The organism is Ruegeria sp. SATB027 (assembly GCF_059613825.1).
In genome coordinates this window covers 51,039-64,247 of sequence record NZ_JBXWTH010000037.1, presented here as the reverse complement: position 1 = coordinate 64,247, position 13,209 = coordinate 51,039, and the positions used below count along the sequence as shown (strand labels likewise).

Genomic DNA, 13,209 nt, shown 5'->3' with positions numbered 1-13,209 from the left:
CGGTGTCTTTTCCGGTTAATTCTGGTGTTTGTTGAACCTCTGGTTCACTTTTAACTTGCTGAACCTCTGGTTCACCCTTGGTGTTTCCTGTGGTGTCGGATGACTTCCTGAATGATGAAATTCAGAAAAGCCTTGGCGAAATCGGGGTCCAGATCGGCCTCTTTCGCCAGGTCTTCAAGCCGTGCGATCTGCGTGGCCTCACGCGAGGGATCGGACGGGGGAAGGTTGTGTTCGGCCTTGAGTTTGCCAACGGCCTGTGTGTGTTTGAACCGCTCGCCCAGCGTATAGACAAGGATCGCATCCAGCCGGTCGATGCTTTCGCGATGCTCTTTCAGTAATGCAGCCGCGCGTGTCACGGGGTTGTTCATTGGCCGGTCCTTTCGGCTGTCGAAACGTCAATCTTGGGGTGCCGCCACACCTGGCAGGACTGGCCCAGCAGTTCGGCATTGTCACGCTCCAGCGTTGCACCCAACCGCTCGGCCAAAGCGCGCGAACGGTCGTTTTCGTGGGCGATATACGAAATAACCCCGTTCAGGCCCTGATGCCGCGCCGCATAGGACCGGGCGGCAAGCGCCGCCTCGTAGGCAAAGCCTTTGCCTTCGAAATCTTCCATCACGGTCCAGCCCAGTTCAGGCTCGTCCCAGCCGGGGACGTCAATCAGGCCGACGCCGCCAGCGAACCGACCGCTGGATTTCTCGGTCAGGTGCCAAAGGCCAAATCCTTTCAACGCCCAGTGCCCAAGGCGTCTGGCCAACATGCCCCAGCTTTCCAGTGCGTCCCGGGGGCCGCCTACCATATGGCTGCGCTCGGTTGCAAAGAATGCGGTCAGCGCAGGCAGATCATCCAGATGCGGGGCACGCAGGATCAGACGTTCGGTTTCAACGGTGGGGATGGTGAACGCGGTCATGCGTAGGCCTCCATCCCGCCATTCACCAGATCCGCAGGCGCGGGGTGCCGCCAAATCTCGGACCTGCCGAATTTGGGGTGCTCATAGTGATACTCGAACTGCGCGCCCAGCCGTTTCGCCACCGCCTTGCTGGCATGATTGTCCAGATCAATCAGTGAGATCGCCGTTTTCCACCCCAGAACATCATACGCATAAGACCGCGCGGCCAGTGCCGCCTCGGTCGCATATCCCTTGCCGGTGGCATGGTTCATCAGGGTCCAGCCGATTTCGGGTTCGGGCCAGCCTTCGGGGCACCAAAGCCCGATCCGCCCGACATAAGTGCCCGAGGCTTTTTCTTCGGCGCTCCAGAACCCGTAACCGCGCAGGGACCAGTGGCCCAGCAGCGAAGCGATCAGTCGCCAGACCTCATCCCGGCGCAGTGGCCCGCCGACGAATTTCGCCGCATCGCTGGCGAAAAACGCGGTATCGGCGTCCAGATCAGCCTCGGACGGCGCGCGCAGGATCAGGCGCTCGGATTCAAGCCGGGGGATATGTTGGGCGATGGCGTTCATTACTTCTTCTTGCCAAACCCGCTCAGGCCCTGAGGCAGCCCCATGCCGCCGCCCAGGCCGGGCAGTCCGCCGGGCATTTTGCCGCCCATCGCCTTGGCCGCCTGTTCCAGTGCCTTGGGGTCCATGCCGGCTGCCATGTCTTCGGGGCTGGGGCCGCCTTTGCCGAACATGCCCTTCATGGCCTGTTTCAGCATCTTGCCTTTGCCCATCTTGCCCATCTTTTTCATCATGTCCGACATCTGCCGGTGCATCTTGAGCAGCTTGTTGAGGTCGCTGACCTCCATTCCCGAACCGGCTGCAATCCGTTTCTTGCGGCTGGCTTGCAGCAGCTGTGGGTTGGCGCGTTCGCGTTTGGTCATGGACTGGATCAAGGCGATCTGCTGGCGCAGGATCTTGTCGTCCAGACCCGCCTGATCCATCTGCTTGGCCATTTTGCCCATGCCCGGCATCATGCCCATCATGCCCTGCATGCCACCCATCTGGATCATCTGTTCCAGCTGCATCTTCAGGTCGTTCATGTTGAACTGACCTTTGACCATGCGCTTCATCATGCGCTCGGTCTGTTCCATCTCCATCGTTTCCTGGGCCTTTTCGACCAGGGCAACGATGTCGCCCATGCCCAGAATACGTCCGGCGATCCGGTCCGGCTCAAAGGTCTCCAGCGCGTCCATCTTCTCGCCCAGACCGACAAAGCGAATAGGCTTGCCAGTCACTGCGCGCATCGACAGCGCCGCACCACCGCGCCCGTCCCCGTCCATCCGGGTCAGGACCACGCCCGAGATGCCGACCTTGGCGTCGAATTCTTCGGCCACTTCAACGGCGACCTGACCGGTCAGGCCGTCAACCACCAGCAGGGTCTCGCGCGGGTCAACCGCATTGCGGACCTGCTCGACCTCGTCCATCAGCACTTCGTCGATATGCAGGCGACCGGCGGTATCCAGCATATAGACGTCATAGCCGCCCAATGTGGCTTGCTGCTTGGCGCGCTTGGCGATGTCGACGGGTTTCTGGCCCGGTACAATCGGCAGCGTATCAACACCGACCTGCGCGCCCAGAACCGCCAGCTGGTCCATCGCCGCCGGGCGATAAACGTCGAGCGAGGCCATCAGGACCTTCTTGCCCTCTTTCTCTTTCAGGCGTTTGGCAAGCTTACCGGTGGTGGTGGTCTTACCCGAACCCTGCAAACCAACCATCAGGATCGGGGCAGGCGGGTTGTCGATCTTCAGCTTGCCGGGGTCTTCCTCGCCACGCAGGGTATCGACCAGCGCGTCATGTACGATCTTGACGACCTGCTGACCGGGGGTGATCGACTTGGTCACCGCCTGACCGGTTGCCTGGTCCTGCACCTTCTTGACGAATTCACGTGCCACCGGCAGCGAGACGTCGGCCTCAAGCAGGGCAACACGGACCTCGCGCAGGGCGGTCTTGACGTCTTCCTCGGACAGGGCACCCTGTTTGGTCAGCCGGTCAAAGACGCCGGAAAGGCGTTCGGATAGATTTTCAAACATGCCTTCGGCCTCCTTAGCCGGTTATCTGATGGCGCGTCCTAGATAGGATGCGTCGGTTAAATGCACAAACGCCCCCACGGGCGAAACTCGCTGGTGGGGGGCGATCCCTGAACGACTCAAGGGACCGGAAGATCAAGACGCTTCCGGATGTTTGGCGGTCATCTACGCCTCTGGGCGCTGCGAGTCAAGGCAAACGCTTTGAGCATCTGGCCACTTGGTGTAGCGTCCAAAGGTCGGGGTCAGTTTTGGAGTTTGGTCATGAGTCAACCATTGCCGCAGCGCACCAGGGATTATGTCGGTGAAGTCACGAATACCGATATCTGGTCCGACTTCGTAATCCGTCCCGACGACATCTTTGTCTGCACGCCTCCCAAATGCGGCACCACGTGGACGCAGACGCTGGTACGAATGCTGATCACCAAAACCGCGGATCCAGTCGTGTACAACAACGCGGTCTCACCCTGGCTCGATTGCGGGTTCAGAAATCGTGAGGAGCAGGACAGAATACTTGCCGCACAGACGCACAGACGGTGCATCAAGACCCACACACCTTTGGACGGGATCACCTATTCCCCGGATGCAACCTATCTGGTGGTGCATCGCCATCCGGTTGACGTGCATTTCTCGCTGCGCCGCCATGTGGAAAACATGAAAGACGACTGGCTGGACTACCTGTTTCCCGATGATCTTTCCGAAGCCTTCGCGATGTTTCTGGACCGGCCCGCCTCGTCAAAGGGCACCGACGATCTGACGCTGGCCTCATACGTCCACCATTACCGTTCATTCTGCGCGTTCCGGCATCTGCCAAACATCCATTTCCTGCATTACGCCGAACTCAGCCGCGATTTGCCGGGGCAGGTGGCGCGGATCGCAAACATCTTGGGGACCGAGATCGCACCAGAAATGATCGACGATATCGCTGAGGCCGCAAGCTTTGGTTCAATGAAGGAAAACGCCCGGCGCGCTTCGCAGCAGCCCGGTTTCAAAAGCGCGTTTCAGGATTACGCGCAGTTCTTCTCGTCCGGGACCAGCAACAAATGGGAGGGCAAGCTGACCGCCGATGACATGGCCCGATACGACGCGCGCCTGTCCGAAATGGTGACACCGGCCGATCGAGCCTGGCTGGAGCACGGACAAGTCCTGTAATCGTCAGGCCTGTTCCTTCGTGTCTTCTTGCTGCGCGGGCAGCCATGCATTGACCGCGTCAACCAGTTTATGCGCGCCGCGCCCGTTCGAGAACGCATCGACAATCGGATGACGCCCTTCGCTCATTCCCTTGTCCAGCACCAGAACCGGGCGATACAGCGTCGAACTGCTGCTGTCGCTGCGGAAAGTCGAGCTTTCAACTTCGGCATGGGACAGGCTGGACAGCTGATGCTCGACCGCTTCATAGCCAAAGACAGACTGCCTGCGGATCAGAATGCGGTTCTTTGTGCGGTCCAGAATGACCTGAACCCGCCGCACGAAAACGCAGAACGCCCCGACACCTAGCCCGCCGCCGATTAGAGCAAAGAACAGCCCGAACCAGATATTCTCGCCGCCGTCACTGACCATGACCAGCCCTGCGCCGACAAAGGTCAATATGAAAAAGACCAGCATGATTCCAATGAACCAGGGCGTGTCGGCAAGGATCAGTTGGGTCGGAGTGTTTCGTGTGACTTTCATGGCGGCACGCTAGCACCGTTTTCTGCTCTGCCCCAGCTTGAATTCGCCGCCATGTTGCGCGATGAGCGCTACAAACAGGAGGGCCCCATGGACGCATCATCCACATTTCAGGATACATTGCCGCTCAGTTCTGACGCGCTGTTGGCGCAGCTGGATGACTGGGGGCTGCCCTACCGCCTGCATACCCATGTTCCCTTGCGCACGGTCGAGGACTCCAAGGCCGTAGAAGGCCAGTTCATGGTGCCGGGCGAGAACGCGTTGCGGGTCAAGAACCTGTATCTGCGCGACAAGAAAAAGCGCAACTACCTGGTGACGCTGGAACAAAGCCGCGAGATTGACCTCAAGGCGCTGGGCGCAGAACTGGGTGTCGGCGCCCTGTCCTTTGGGTCGGCAGACCGGCTGTTGCAGAACCTAGGTATTCGCCCCGGTGCGGTCAGCCCGCTGGCGATGATCAACGGTGTGCAGAACGATGTGCAGTTTTTCATGGACGCCGCTGCCCAAGGGGCCGAGGTGATTTATATGCACCCGTTGGTCAATGACCGTACCGTTGTGATGAAACAATCCGACGTGATGGCGTTCTTCGATCGCATCGGTTGCACCGTTACGTGGTTGCCCTGATCACTCAAGCGCCAGTTTCAGCGCGGCGGCGACATGCGCGGCGGACGGGTTGATGAACAGGTGCCTATCGGCCTCGAATACCGGGTCATCCAGATGCTTTGGAAAGGCCAGCGGCAGTTCGGTACAGGCCAGCAGGATGGCGGTTCCGGTACGGGCATGTTTGTTGCAAAAGGCCAGCAGCCTTGCCCGGGCCGCATCAGAGGCACCACCGTAGAAATCACTGTCGATCATCGCCTGCATCTCGGAAATCTCGGGGTCGGGCAGCCGCGCATTTGCGGTGATGCCCTCGGCCGCCAGACGATCCGCATAGTTGGTGGCCTGCATCGTCACGGTTGTTCCCAGCACCAATGCGTTTGACACGCCTGTGCTGGCCGTGGCCTCTGCCGTTGCATCGAAAATGCTGAGGATGGGCATGGAAACACCCTGTCTGATCGCGTGCAGCCGCGCGTGCGGGGTGTTGGACGCTATGATGCCAAAATCGCATCCTGCGCGCTCCAGCGTCAGCAGCGCGTCGTGAAACACCGCATCAAACGCCGCCCAGCTGGCTTCGTCCCCGGCGACACCTCGCAAGGCGCGGGTCTTGGCCTGTGTGACGGACTCGATGGTCATGGCAGGGATCGGCAGGGGCGCGCCGTGGCCGCGCGCCGCAAAGTGACGCCCGGCACCCTCGGCAATGGCACGGTAATAGTCCACGGTCGAGGCCCAGCCCACACCGCCCAGAATTCCGATCTTTTTCATGCGCGCCATCCAGTCCGCCAGTTCCATCTGACCAGCAGACTGGACGTTTCAGGGCTCAATGACCAGAGGCGATCAGGCCGCCAGTTCTGTCACCGCCTTTTTGGCGCTTTCCAGCGCGGCTTCGGGGTTCACCGCCATCTGATCCGCAGCGATGACCGCAACATCATGGATGCCGATAAAGCCCAGAACGTGACGCACATAGTTGGTGGCAAAGTCGATCTCGGATCCGACGGCAGTACCGCCCGACGCGATTGCCAGAATGGCGCGTTTACCCTCCAGCAACCCTTTTGGGCCGTTCTCCGAATAGGAAAAGGTCAGGCCCGCGCGGGCGACCAGGTCGATCCAGGCCTTGAATGTAGCGGGGACCGAGAAGTTGTAGATCGGCAGGCCGATAACGATGGTGTCAGCCTCTTGCAATTCGGTCACCAGCGCGTCCGAAAGGGCCAGCCGGTCGCGCTGCAGGTCGTCGCGCTGCTCGGCAGGGGTAAAGTTGGCGGCGATCCAGTCTTCGGTCAGCAGGGGCAGGGGGGTAGCCAGGTCGCGGCGGATGATGCGGTCCGCACCCAACTGCCGGACGATGCTGTCAGACAGGTCGCGGGTGGTCGAAGCAACGCGGCGGGCAGAGGCGTCGATATGCAGGATGGTTTTAGCCATTTTCTGGGTCCTTAAGGTCAGGGTAATCTTGTTCTGATCCCAATATGGCTGTTGCGTTTGCGAACAAAACTCGGATACATCAACAGTTATTGTTGGAAATTGCACAGAACGGTGTGACGATGGACAATTGGGATGAGGTGAGGACCGCCTATCAGGTGGCGCGTATGGGAACCGTCAGCGGTGCGGCCGAGGTTCTGGGCGTGCACCACGCCACGGTGATCCGCCACATCGACGCGATCGAGGCCCGGTTGGGTGTCAAACTGTTCCAGCGCCATGCGCGGGGATACACCCCGACCGAAGCGGGCGACGATTTGCTGCGCGTGGCGCAGGCTACCGAAGACCAGTTCAACCAGCTTGTCGGCCGGATGAAGGGGCGCGGTGACGATGTATCGGGCGAACTGGTGGTGACGTCGCTGGGCTCCATCGCGCCATTGGTGGTGCCGACGCTGACCGAATTTCAAAAGATGCACCCCGAGCTGATCGTGCGCTACCTGACCGGAGACCGCCTGTTCCGGCTGGAATATGGCGAGGCGCATGTTGCAATCCGTGCGGGATCGGCCCCGGATCAACCCGACAACGTTGTGCAACCTTTCCGGCAGGAAGAAGTCGGCCTCTATGCCAGCACCTCGTATATCGAACGGCACGGCAAACCCTTAGGCATCGAGGATTTCGGAAACCACCACTTCGTCAGCTCTGACGATGAAAGCAGCCGTGCGCCGTTCACCCGGTGGCTGCGCAACACGGTATCCGCCGACCGCATCACCTTTCGCTGCACCAACAATTTCTGTATGCGCGAGGCCGTTCTGGCCGGGGCCGGTATCGGCTTTATGGCCCGTTGGGAGGCCGCCCGTCATGACACTCTGGTCGAAGTGATCGACCCGCTTCCGGAATGGTTCGGCAACCTGTGGCTGGTGACCCATGTGGACCTGCACCGAACGACCAAGGTGCAAGCGTTCCTGAGTTTTCTGAAAGAAGCCTCCAAAGGCTGGTGTCCATGAACCCGCAGATGCGTGGCCATCTGGCCATGCTGGCCTTTTCAGCCCTAGTCGCAGGCAGCTTCTCGCTTGGGTCGATGATTGCCAACGAAATTGCCCCTGCTGCCTTGAATGCGGTGCGCTTTGCCATCGCGGCTGTGGTGATTGGTGTGGCGGCACTGGCGACAACCGGTCTGCCCCGCAGTGCCGCACAGGCGCCCTGGCGGTATCTGGTGCTGGGCGGGTTGTTCGCCACCTACTTTGTCCTGATGTTTTACGGGCTGCAAACTGCCCCGCCGGTCAGCGCTGCCGCGGTTTTCACCCTGACCCCCGTTGTCTCGGCCATTGCGGGTTGGGTCCTGCTGCGCCAGATCACCACGCCGCGCATGGCAATGGCCCTGACCATCGGTGCGATTGGGGCGCTATGGGTGATCTTTCGGGCCGACTGGCAGATGTTCCGCGCCTTCCAGATCGGCGGGGGCGAGATCATCTATTTCTGGGGATGTGTCGCGCACGCGATTTACACCCCCATGATCCGCAGGCTGAACCGCGGAGAACCTGCCGTCGTGTTCACGTTCGGAACGCTGGTTGCCGGGTGCCTGTTATTGGTCCTGTTCGGCTGGTCCGACCTGAAGGCGACCGATTGGACAGCCCTTCCCGCCATTGTCTGGATCGGGTTGTTCTATATCTCATTCTTCGCAACAGCGGCCAGTTTCGTTCTGGTGCAATTCTCCTCGCTTCGGCTGCCGTCGGCCAAGGTCATGGCCTATACCTTTCTGGTGCCAAGCTGGGTGATCCTGTGGGAAATCGCGCTGGGCAAACCTGTCCCGACGGGATTGATCCTGGGCGGTGTTGCGCTGACGGTCATTGCCCTGCTGATGCTGCTGAAAGAAGAGGCCCCGCGCCCCAGCCCTCAACGCCGGGCAGCTGAATAAGGCCGCTTTCGGTCTGAAACCGGTACGGATTGCCCACGAATTCCAAAGGCAAAATCTGTTGAGCCAGATCAAGGCAGGCCTTTGGTCTCAGGACTACCTTGGAAGGCGGACAAAAGGAGGAGATTATGTTCAAACATATCATGCTGCCAATTGACCGCCATCTGCCGCCCGAGGTTCGCAAGGCCGCAGATGTCGCCGCGCAGGTGGCAAAATGGCAGGGCGCCAAGATCACTCTGGTCAGTGTCAGCGGGGCCCATATGGGTGCATCCTCGGAAACCGAGGCCGAGATAGACAAGCAACTGGCCGACTTCACCGAACAGCTTGCATCAGAAGGCGCGGCCGAAGTTGCGGTGCGCAAGATACACTCGGTCGATGTTGCTGCCGAAGTGGACAGCGACCTGACCCGCGCAGCGGAAGAGATCGGTGCAGATCTGATCATCGTGGGCACCCATGCGCCCCGGATCACCGACTACATCTTTTCCAGCCACGCCGGATATCTGGCCAAACATGCCAGCATGTCGGTCTTTGTGGTGCGCTAGGTCTCGTCCGAGATCGGAAGCTCGACTTCCAGAAACCGTTCGAACGCATCCAGGTTGATGGGTTCGAACTGACCGAACCCCTGCATCCAGACCGAAGCGGTGCGCAGCGCGTCGGGTTCCAGCTTGCACCATTTCACCCGGCCGCGCTTTTCCTGTGATATCAGCCCGGCTTTGGTCAGGATGACCAGATGTTTCGAGATCGCCGCCAGCGACATCTCGAACGGCTCGGCCACATCCGTCACGGCCATATCGTCCTCCAGCAGCATCGCCAGAATGGCGCGGCGGGTGGGGTCGGCAAGGGCTGCAAACACGGTGTCGAGATCGTTGGACATGGGTCTTTCCTAATGGGCGAGAACCCGTTTGACAATTTCCCCCATCACGTCACTGTTCAGCGGCGATGCGCAAAGGGGGCGGCTATGGCGCTGAAATACTGGCTGGTGATCTGCGTCCTTGGCATCGGGTGGGGCATGTCTTTCATGTTCAACGCCATATTGCTGCGCGAACTTGGGCCGCTATCCGTATCGTTGGGACGCGTTGCATTTGGGGCGCTGGGCTGTTGGATCTATGTGATTGCCGCCCGCATGCCGGTTCACCTGACACTCCGGCGCGCCATCGGTCTGCTGGGGTTCGGGGCGCTCAGCTATGCAGCACCATTTGCGTTCTATGCGCTTGGGCAGCAGCATATCGCGTCCGGCGTGGCGGGGATCGTGAATGCGACAACACCGGCCTTTGCCGTCATCGTTTCGCATTTCTGGCCGGGAAGCGAGCGTGCGACGCTGTTGAAATCGCTTGGCGTGTTGTGCGGCTTCATCGGGATTGTCGTGTTGTCCGTCCCGATTTTGCGCAATGGCGAAACCTCTCAGTTCTGGGCGGTTCTGCTGACCCTGTGCGCGCCGATCTGCTACGCGTTTTCCGTCAACATTGCGCGGGCCTTCCGCGACATGCAGCCGGTGGTGCTGGTCGCCCTGGCCCTGACGGGGGCGGCCTTGGCAATTTTACCCCTGGCGCTTTGGCGTGAAGGCCTGCCGGTGATCGAGCGCACTGAAACCTGGCTTTCGTTGCTGATGATCGGATTTGTGCTGACCTCGGCCGCTTTCATTGCCTTCTACTGGTTGCTGCCCAGAGTCGGGCCAACCAACATTTCGACTGTCACGCTGATCGCACCGGTTTCCGCCCTGATACTTGGAATCTGGGTGTTAGGGGAAACCTTGCACCCCGAGCATTTGATGGGCATGGCGGCGATTTTTGCCGGGCTCTTGCTGATCGACGGACGCCTTGTTCGACGCCTTTGGCCTCAGCTGGCAAAAAAAGATCAACCAAAAGGTTGAATATGGGTTTTTGGCTAATTAACGCCCTTCCGACCAAACGCAGGCAACACGGCTGGGCAAATGATCCTTAAATATTATAGTAAAAACAATATGATAACCTGCGTCATTTCACGCCATCAACGCCGTTGACTCCGTGCCTTTCGCGCCTTAGCACCATGCGCAAGACAGCGCGAGGATTCCGTCCGTGACCGATGACGACCAAAAGCAGCGTATGGCGCAGCTTGAGGCCAAGATCGACGCGGCGAAAAAGGCCAGACAACCGGCTGCCCGTGCTGACAGTGACATATCCGGGGGCGAGCTTGCCTGGAGGATGGTCATCGAAATGGTTTCCGGTCTGGGGATCGGATTTGGCATCGGATACGGGCTGGACAGCCTGCTCGGGACAATCCCGATCTTTCTGGTGCTGTTCACATTGCTGGGCCTTGTCGCGGGCGTGAAGGTTATGCTCCGCAGCGCGAAAGAGGTTCAAGATAAACAAGCGGCCCATATGCAGGCCGAAAAGGACGAGAGGGACTGAACGTGGCAAGCGAGACCACCGCAGCACACGGCGCCGAAGGCGCAGACCACGCAGCAGAAGCCAGCAGCCTGGTGTTTCACCCGATGGACCAGTTCATCGTCAAGCCGCTGTTCGGTGGCGAGATTGCCTGGTACACCCCCACCAACGTGACCCTGTGGCTGTTCCTGGCCATCGTGGCGATCTTTGGCCTGCTGGTTCTCAGCACATCAAAGCGCGCCATCGTCCCGACCCGGATGCAGTCGATTGCGGAACTGGCCTATGGTTTCATCTACAAGATGCTGGAAGACATCTGCGGCAAGGACGGCGTCAAGTTCTTCCCCTATGTCATGACCCTGTTCATGTTCATTGTGACCGCAAACTTCCTGGGCCTGATCCCGACCTCGTTCACCACCACATCGCATTTCGCCGTGACCATCCCGCTGGCGCTGGCCGTGTTCCTGACCGTGACCATTCTGGGTTTCGTCAAGAACGGTGCCGCGTTCCTGGGCCTGTTCTGGGTCTCCAGCGCGCCGCTGGCGCTGCGCCCGATCCTGGCGATCATCGAGCTGATCTCGTACTTCGTGCGTCCCGTCAGTCACTCCATTCGTCTTGCCGGTAACGTCATGGCTGGCCACGCGGTGATCAAGGTGTTTGCAGGCTTTGCCGCAATTTCCCTGATTTCGCCCGTGTCGGTTCTGGCGATCACCGCAATGTACGGCCTCGAGGTCCTGGTGGCCTTCATTCAGGCCTACGTATTCACCATTCTGACCTGTGTTTATCTGAAAGATGCGCTGCATCCTTCGCACTAAGGTCCGATAACCCAACATCGAAACTTCCAATTCGTAAGGAGATACATCATGGAAGGCGATCTCGCACACATCGGCGCAGGCCTGGCAGCAATCGGTTCCGGCGCAGCCGCAATCGGGGTGGGCAACGTTGCAGGCAACTTCCTGGCCGGCGCCCTGCGCAACCCTTCGGCGGCTGCTTCGCAGACTGCAACCCTGTTCATCGGTATCGCATTCGCAGAAGCCCTGGGGATCTTCGCATTCCTGGTCTCGCTGCTGCTGATGTTCGCCGTCTAATCTGCGGAACCTGATCCTTACGCGCAGGTGGGTCCAAGCCATAGCGGCCCACCTGTTGTAAAGACAACGTTCCGACGGAGGACATCATGGCGACTGAACCCATTAGCGAAGAAGTAGTTGGCGCGTGCGTTGACTCGCATGGCTCTGCCATCGGGATGCCGCAGCTCTGCTTCGATTGGTTCCCCAACCAGATTTTCTGGCTGGTCATTACGCTGGTCGTCATCTTTCTGGTCCTGTCTCGCGTGGCTCTGCCCCGCATCGCGGCAATCCTGGCCGAGCGCCGGGGGACCATTACAAATGACCTGGCTGCGGCCGAAGATCTGAAGGCCAAAGCGGTCGAGGCCGAAGAGGCCTATAACAAGGCGCTGGCCGATGCCCGTGCCGAAGCGCAGCGTATCGCGGCAGAAGCACGCGCAGAAATCCAGGCTGGTCTGGATGATGCGATTGCCAGAGCAGACGCGGAAATCGCTGCAAAGGCGGCTGAATCGGAAAAGGCAATTGCCGAAATCCGTGCCGGTGCGCTGGAAAGCATTCAAGTGGTCGCCAAGGATACGGCGGCTGAACTGGTCACCGCGCTGGGCGGCGAGGCGGATGCCAAAGCCATCGACAGTGCCATTGACGCGCAGATGAAAGGATAAGTGACATGCGGAACACTCTTGCCCTTATCCTGACCGTTGGTGCCGCCAGCCCCGCGCTGGCTGCAAGCGGCCCGTTTTTCTCGCTTGGCAACACCGACTTTGTCGTCCTTCTGGGCTTCATCGTTTTCATCGCGGTCCTGTTCTACTTCAAGGTGCCGGGCATGATCGGCGGTGCGCTGGACAACCGTGCCGAAGGCATCAAGGCCGAGCTGGACGAAGCCCGCGCCCTGCATGAAGAAGCACGCAGCCTGCTGGCCTCGTACGAGCGCAAGCAGCGTGAAGTGCAGGCACAGGCCGATGCGATTGTCGAAGCGGCCAAACAGGACGCGGCTCTGGCTGCGGACCAGGCGAAAGTCGATCTCGAAAAGTCGATCGAACGCCGTCTGGCTGCTGCGCAGGATCAGATTGCCTCGGCCGAAGCCTCGGCTGTGAAAGACGTGCGCGATCAGGCCGTTTCGGTTGCGATTGCCGCTGCCAGCTCGGTTCTGGCCAAGCAGATGACAGCCGCGCAGGCGAACAAGCTGATCGAGGCCTCAATCGCAGATGTGGGCGCCAAGCTGCACTGACGGGGACACC

The 13,209-nt window shown here is 60.0% G+C and carries 19 protein-coding genes; 11 read left to right on the top strand and 8 right to left on the bottom strand.

The window, feature by feature from the left end; translation table 11 throughout:
- Nucleotides 1-71 precede the first annotated feature (71 nt).
- From AC2FPW_RS09815 to ffh, 4 genes are read right to left on the bottom strand one after another with little or no spacing between them, the layout of a single operon-like run.
- Nucleotides 72-368, bottom strand: coding sequence for a chorismate mutase (locus AC2FPW_RS09815; RefSeq protein WP_209506121.1), 297 nt, complete (start codon nucleotides 366-368; stop codon nucleotides 72-74).
- Nucleotides 365-907: a GNAT family N-acetyltransferase gene (locus AC2FPW_RS09810; protein WP_496813515.1), complete on the bottom strand. Its 543-nt coding sequence runs from the start codon at nucleotides 905-907 to the stop codon at nucleotides 365-367. Before AC2FPW_RS09810 ends, AC2FPW_RS09815 begins: the two co-directional genes overlap by 4 nt.
- Nucleotides 904-1,458, bottom strand: a complete 555-nt coding sequence (locus AC2FPW_RS09805) for a GNAT family N-acetyltransferase (protein WP_496813513.1) — start codon at nucleotides 1,456-1,458, stop codon at nucleotides 904-906. The genes AC2FPW_RS09810 and AC2FPW_RS09805 overlap by 4 nt, the downstream gene beginning before the upstream one ends.
- Nucleotides 1,458-2,966, bottom strand: coding sequence for a signal recognition particle protein (gene ffh, locus AC2FPW_RS09800; RefSeq protein ID WP_209506127.1), 1,509 nt, complete (start codon nucleotides 2,964-2,966; stop codon nucleotides 1,458-1,460). Before ffh ends, AC2FPW_RS09805 begins: the two co-directional genes overlap by 1 nt.
- 258 nt (nucleotides 2,967-3,224) lie before the next feature.
- Here ffh and AC2FPW_RS09795 point away from each other — a divergent pair, with 258 nt between their 5' ends.
- Complete coding sequence (locus tag AC2FPW_RS09795) at nucleotides 3,225-4,112, top strand: sulfotransferase domain-containing protein (RefSeq protein ID WP_496813511.1); 888 nt, start codon at nucleotides 3,225-3,227, stop codon at nucleotides 4,110-4,112.
- A gap of 3 nt (nucleotides 4,113-4,115) precedes the next feature.
- Here the strand turns inward: AC2FPW_RS09795 and AC2FPW_RS09790 are convergent, their stop codons facing one another.
- Nucleotides 4,116-4,631 carry a hypothetical protein gene (locus AC2FPW_RS09790; RefSeq protein WP_480483788.1) on the bottom strand — a complete coding sequence of 172 codons (516 nt, stop codon included), beginning with the start codon at nucleotides 4,629-4,631 and terminating at the stop codon, nucleotides 4,116-4,118.
- Between the two features lie 87 nt (nucleotides 4,632-4,718).
- On the opposite strand from AC2FPW_RS09790, the gene AC2FPW_RS09785 reads away from it, so the two are divergent.
- Nucleotides 4,719-5,249, top strand: coding sequence for a prolyl-tRNA synthetase associated domain-containing protein (locus tag AC2FPW_RS09785; RefSeq protein WP_480920733.1), 531 nt, complete (start codon nucleotides 4,719-4,721; stop codon nucleotides 5,247-5,249).
- Here AC2FPW_RS09785 and AC2FPW_RS09780 read toward each other — a convergent pair whose 3' ends face one another.
- Both AC2FPW_RS09780 and AC2FPW_RS09775 read right to left on the bottom strand, forming a co-directional pair.
- Nucleotides 5,250-5,987 (bottom strand): aspartate/glutamate racemase family protein, encoded by a 738-nt coding sequence (locus AC2FPW_RS09780; protein WP_496813509.1) that lies wholly within the window; start codon nucleotides 5,985-5,987, stop codon nucleotides 5,250-5,252.
- A gap of 72 nt (nucleotides 5,988-6,059) precedes the next feature.
- Nucleotides 6,060-6,641 (bottom strand): FMN-dependent NADH-azoreductase, encoded by a 582-nt coding sequence (locus AC2FPW_RS09775; protein WP_496813508.1) that lies wholly within the window; start codon nucleotides 6,639-6,641, stop codon nucleotides 6,060-6,062.
- 119 nt (nucleotides 6,642-6,760) lie between these two features.
- Here AC2FPW_RS09775 and AC2FPW_RS09770 point away from each other — a divergent pair, with 119 nt between their 5' ends.
- The 3 genes from AC2FPW_RS09770 (at nucleotide 6,761) to AC2FPW_RS09760 (ending at nucleotide 9,089) form a co-directional block, all read left to right on the top strand.
- Nucleotides 6,761-7,639, top strand: coding sequence for a LysR family transcriptional regulator (locus AC2FPW_RS09770; RefSeq protein ID WP_496813579.1), 879 nt, complete (start codon nucleotides 6,761-6,763; stop codon nucleotides 7,637-7,639).
- Entirely contained in the window at nucleotides 7,636-8,550 is a 915-nt protein-coding gene (locus tag AC2FPW_RS09765; protein ID WP_496813506.1) for a DMT family transporter, read from the top strand. Before AC2FPW_RS09770 ends, AC2FPW_RS09765 begins: the two co-directional genes overlap by 4 nt.
- Before the next feature lie 125 nt (nucleotides 8,551-8,675).
- Nucleotides 8,676-9,089, top strand: a complete 414-nt coding sequence (locus tag AC2FPW_RS09760) for a universal stress protein (protein ID WP_267367733.1) — start codon at nucleotides 8,676-8,678, stop codon at nucleotides 9,087-9,089.
- Here the strand turns inward: AC2FPW_RS09760 and AC2FPW_RS09755 are convergent.
- Nucleotides 9,086-9,421, bottom strand: a complete 336-nt coding sequence (locus AC2FPW_RS09755) for an ArsR/SmtB family transcription factor (RefSeq protein ID WP_480507349.1) — start codon at nucleotides 9,419-9,421, stop codon at nucleotides 9,086-9,088. The genes AC2FPW_RS09760 and AC2FPW_RS09755 overlap by 4 nt on opposite strands.
- 84 nt (nucleotides 9,422-9,505) lie before the next feature.
- Here AC2FPW_RS09755 and AC2FPW_RS09750 point away from each other — a divergent pair, with 84 nt between their 5' ends.
- The 6 genes from AC2FPW_RS09750 to AC2FPW_RS09725 all read left to right on the top strand — a co-directional run bounded on the left by AC2FPW_RS09750 (nucleotide 9,506) and on the right by AC2FPW_RS09725 (nucleotide 13,199).
- Entirely contained in the window at nucleotides 9,506-10,417 is a 912-nt protein-coding gene (locus AC2FPW_RS09750) for a DMT family transporter (RefSeq protein ID WP_496813504.1), read from the top strand.
- Nucleotides 10,418-10,601: 184 nt separating this feature from the next.
- The gene (locus tag AC2FPW_RS09745; protein ID WP_480483780.1) at nucleotides 10,602-10,934 is read left to right on the top strand and encodes an AtpZ/AtpI family protein; all 333 of its coding nucleotides are present in this window, start codon (nucleotides 10,602-10,604) and stop codon (nucleotides 10,932-10,934) included.
- A gap of 2 nt (nucleotides 10,935-10,936) precedes the next feature.
- Nucleotides 10,937-11,722, top strand: coding sequence for a F0F1 ATP synthase subunit A (locus AC2FPW_RS09740; protein ID WP_267366759.1), 786 nt, complete (start codon nucleotides 10,937-10,939; stop codon nucleotides 11,720-11,722).
- Nucleotides 11,723-11,770: 48 nt separating this feature from the next.
- Complete coding sequence (locus AC2FPW_RS09735) at nucleotides 11,771-11,995, top strand: F0F1 ATP synthase subunit C (protein ID WP_005981269.1); 225 nt, start codon at nucleotides 11,771-11,773, stop codon at nucleotides 11,993-11,995.
- Between the two features lie 86 nt (nucleotides 11,996-12,081).
- Nucleotides 12,082-12,633, top strand: coding sequence for a F0F1 ATP synthase subunit B' (locus AC2FPW_RS09730; protein WP_209506152.1), 552 nt, complete (start codon nucleotides 12,082-12,084; stop codon nucleotides 12,631-12,633).
- Between the two features lie 5 nt (nucleotides 12,634-12,638).
- A complete protein-coding gene (locus AC2FPW_RS09725) occupies nucleotides 12,639-13,199 on the top strand; it encodes a F0F1 ATP synthase subunit B (protein ID WP_480507355.1) in 561 nt (186 codons plus the stop codon).
- Nucleotides 13,200-13,209: the final 10 nt, after the last annotated feature.

Excerpts from the sequence above, each read along its gene's own strand:
- AC2FPW_RS09815 (WP_209506121.1), bottom strand. The coding sequence starts at position 368 with ATGAACAACCCCGTGACACGCGCGGCTGCATTACTGAAAGAGCATCGC.
- AC2FPW_RS09810 (WP_496813515.1), bottom strand. The coding sequence starts at position 907 with ATGACCGCGTTCACCATCCCCACCGTTGAAACCGAACGTCTGATCCTG.
- AC2FPW_RS09805 (WP_496813513.1), bottom strand. The coding sequence starts at position 1,458 with ATGAACGCCATCGCCCAACATATCCCCCGGCTTGAATCCGAGCGCCTG.
- ffh (WP_209506127.1), bottom strand. The coding sequence starts at position 2,966 with ATGTTTGAAAATCTATCCGAACGCCTTTCCGGCGTCTTTGACCGGCTG.
- AC2FPW_RS09795 (WP_496813511.1), top strand. The coding sequence starts at position 3,225 with ATGAGTCAACCATTGCCGCAGCGCACCAGGGATTATGTCGGTGAAGTC.
- AC2FPW_RS09790 (WP_480483788.1), bottom strand. The coding sequence starts at position 4,631 with ATGAAAGTCACACGAAACACTCCGACCCAACTGATCCTTGCCGACACG.
- AC2FPW_RS09785 (WP_480920733.1), top strand. The coding sequence starts at position 4,719 with ATGGACGCATCATCCACATTTCAGGATACATTGCCGCTCAGTTCTGAC.
- AC2FPW_RS09780 (WP_496813509.1), bottom strand. The coding sequence starts at position 5,987 with ATGAAAAAGATCGGAATTCTGGGCGGTGTGGGCTGGGCCTCGACCGTG.
- AC2FPW_RS09775 (WP_496813508.1), bottom strand. The coding sequence starts at position 6,641 with ATGGCTAAAACCATCCTGCATATCGACGCCTCTGCCCGCCGCGTTGCT.
- AC2FPW_RS09770 (WP_496813579.1), top strand. The coding sequence starts at position 6,761 with ATGGACAATTGGGATGAGGTGAGGACCGCCTATCAGGTGGCGCGTATG.
- AC2FPW_RS09765 (WP_496813506.1), top strand. The coding sequence starts at position 7,636 with ATGAACCCGCAGATGCGTGGCCATCTGGCCATGCTGGCCTTTTCAGCC.
- AC2FPW_RS09760 (WP_267367733.1), top strand. The coding sequence starts at position 8,676 with ATGTTCAAACATATCATGCTGCCAATTGACCGCCATCTGCCGCCCGAG.
- AC2FPW_RS09755 (WP_480507349.1), bottom strand. The coding sequence starts at position 9,421 with ATGTCCAACGATCTCGACACCGTGTTTGCAGCCCTTGCCGACCCCACC.
- AC2FPW_RS09750 (WP_496813504.1), top strand. The coding sequence starts at position 9,506 with ATGGCGCTGAAATACTGGCTGGTGATCTGCGTCCTTGGCATCGGGTGG.
- AC2FPW_RS09735 (WP_005981269.1), top strand. The coding sequence starts at position 11,771 with ATGGAAGGCGATCTCGCACACATCGGCGCAGGCCTGGCAGCAATCGGT.
- AC2FPW_RS09730 (WP_209506152.1), top strand. The coding sequence starts at position 12,082 with ATGGCGACTGAACCCATTAGCGAAGAAGTAGTTGGCGCGTGCGTTGAC.
- AC2FPW_RS09725 (WP_480507355.1), top strand. The coding sequence starts at position 12,639 with ATGCGGAACACTCTTGCCCTTATCCTGACCGTTGGTGCCGCCAGCCCC.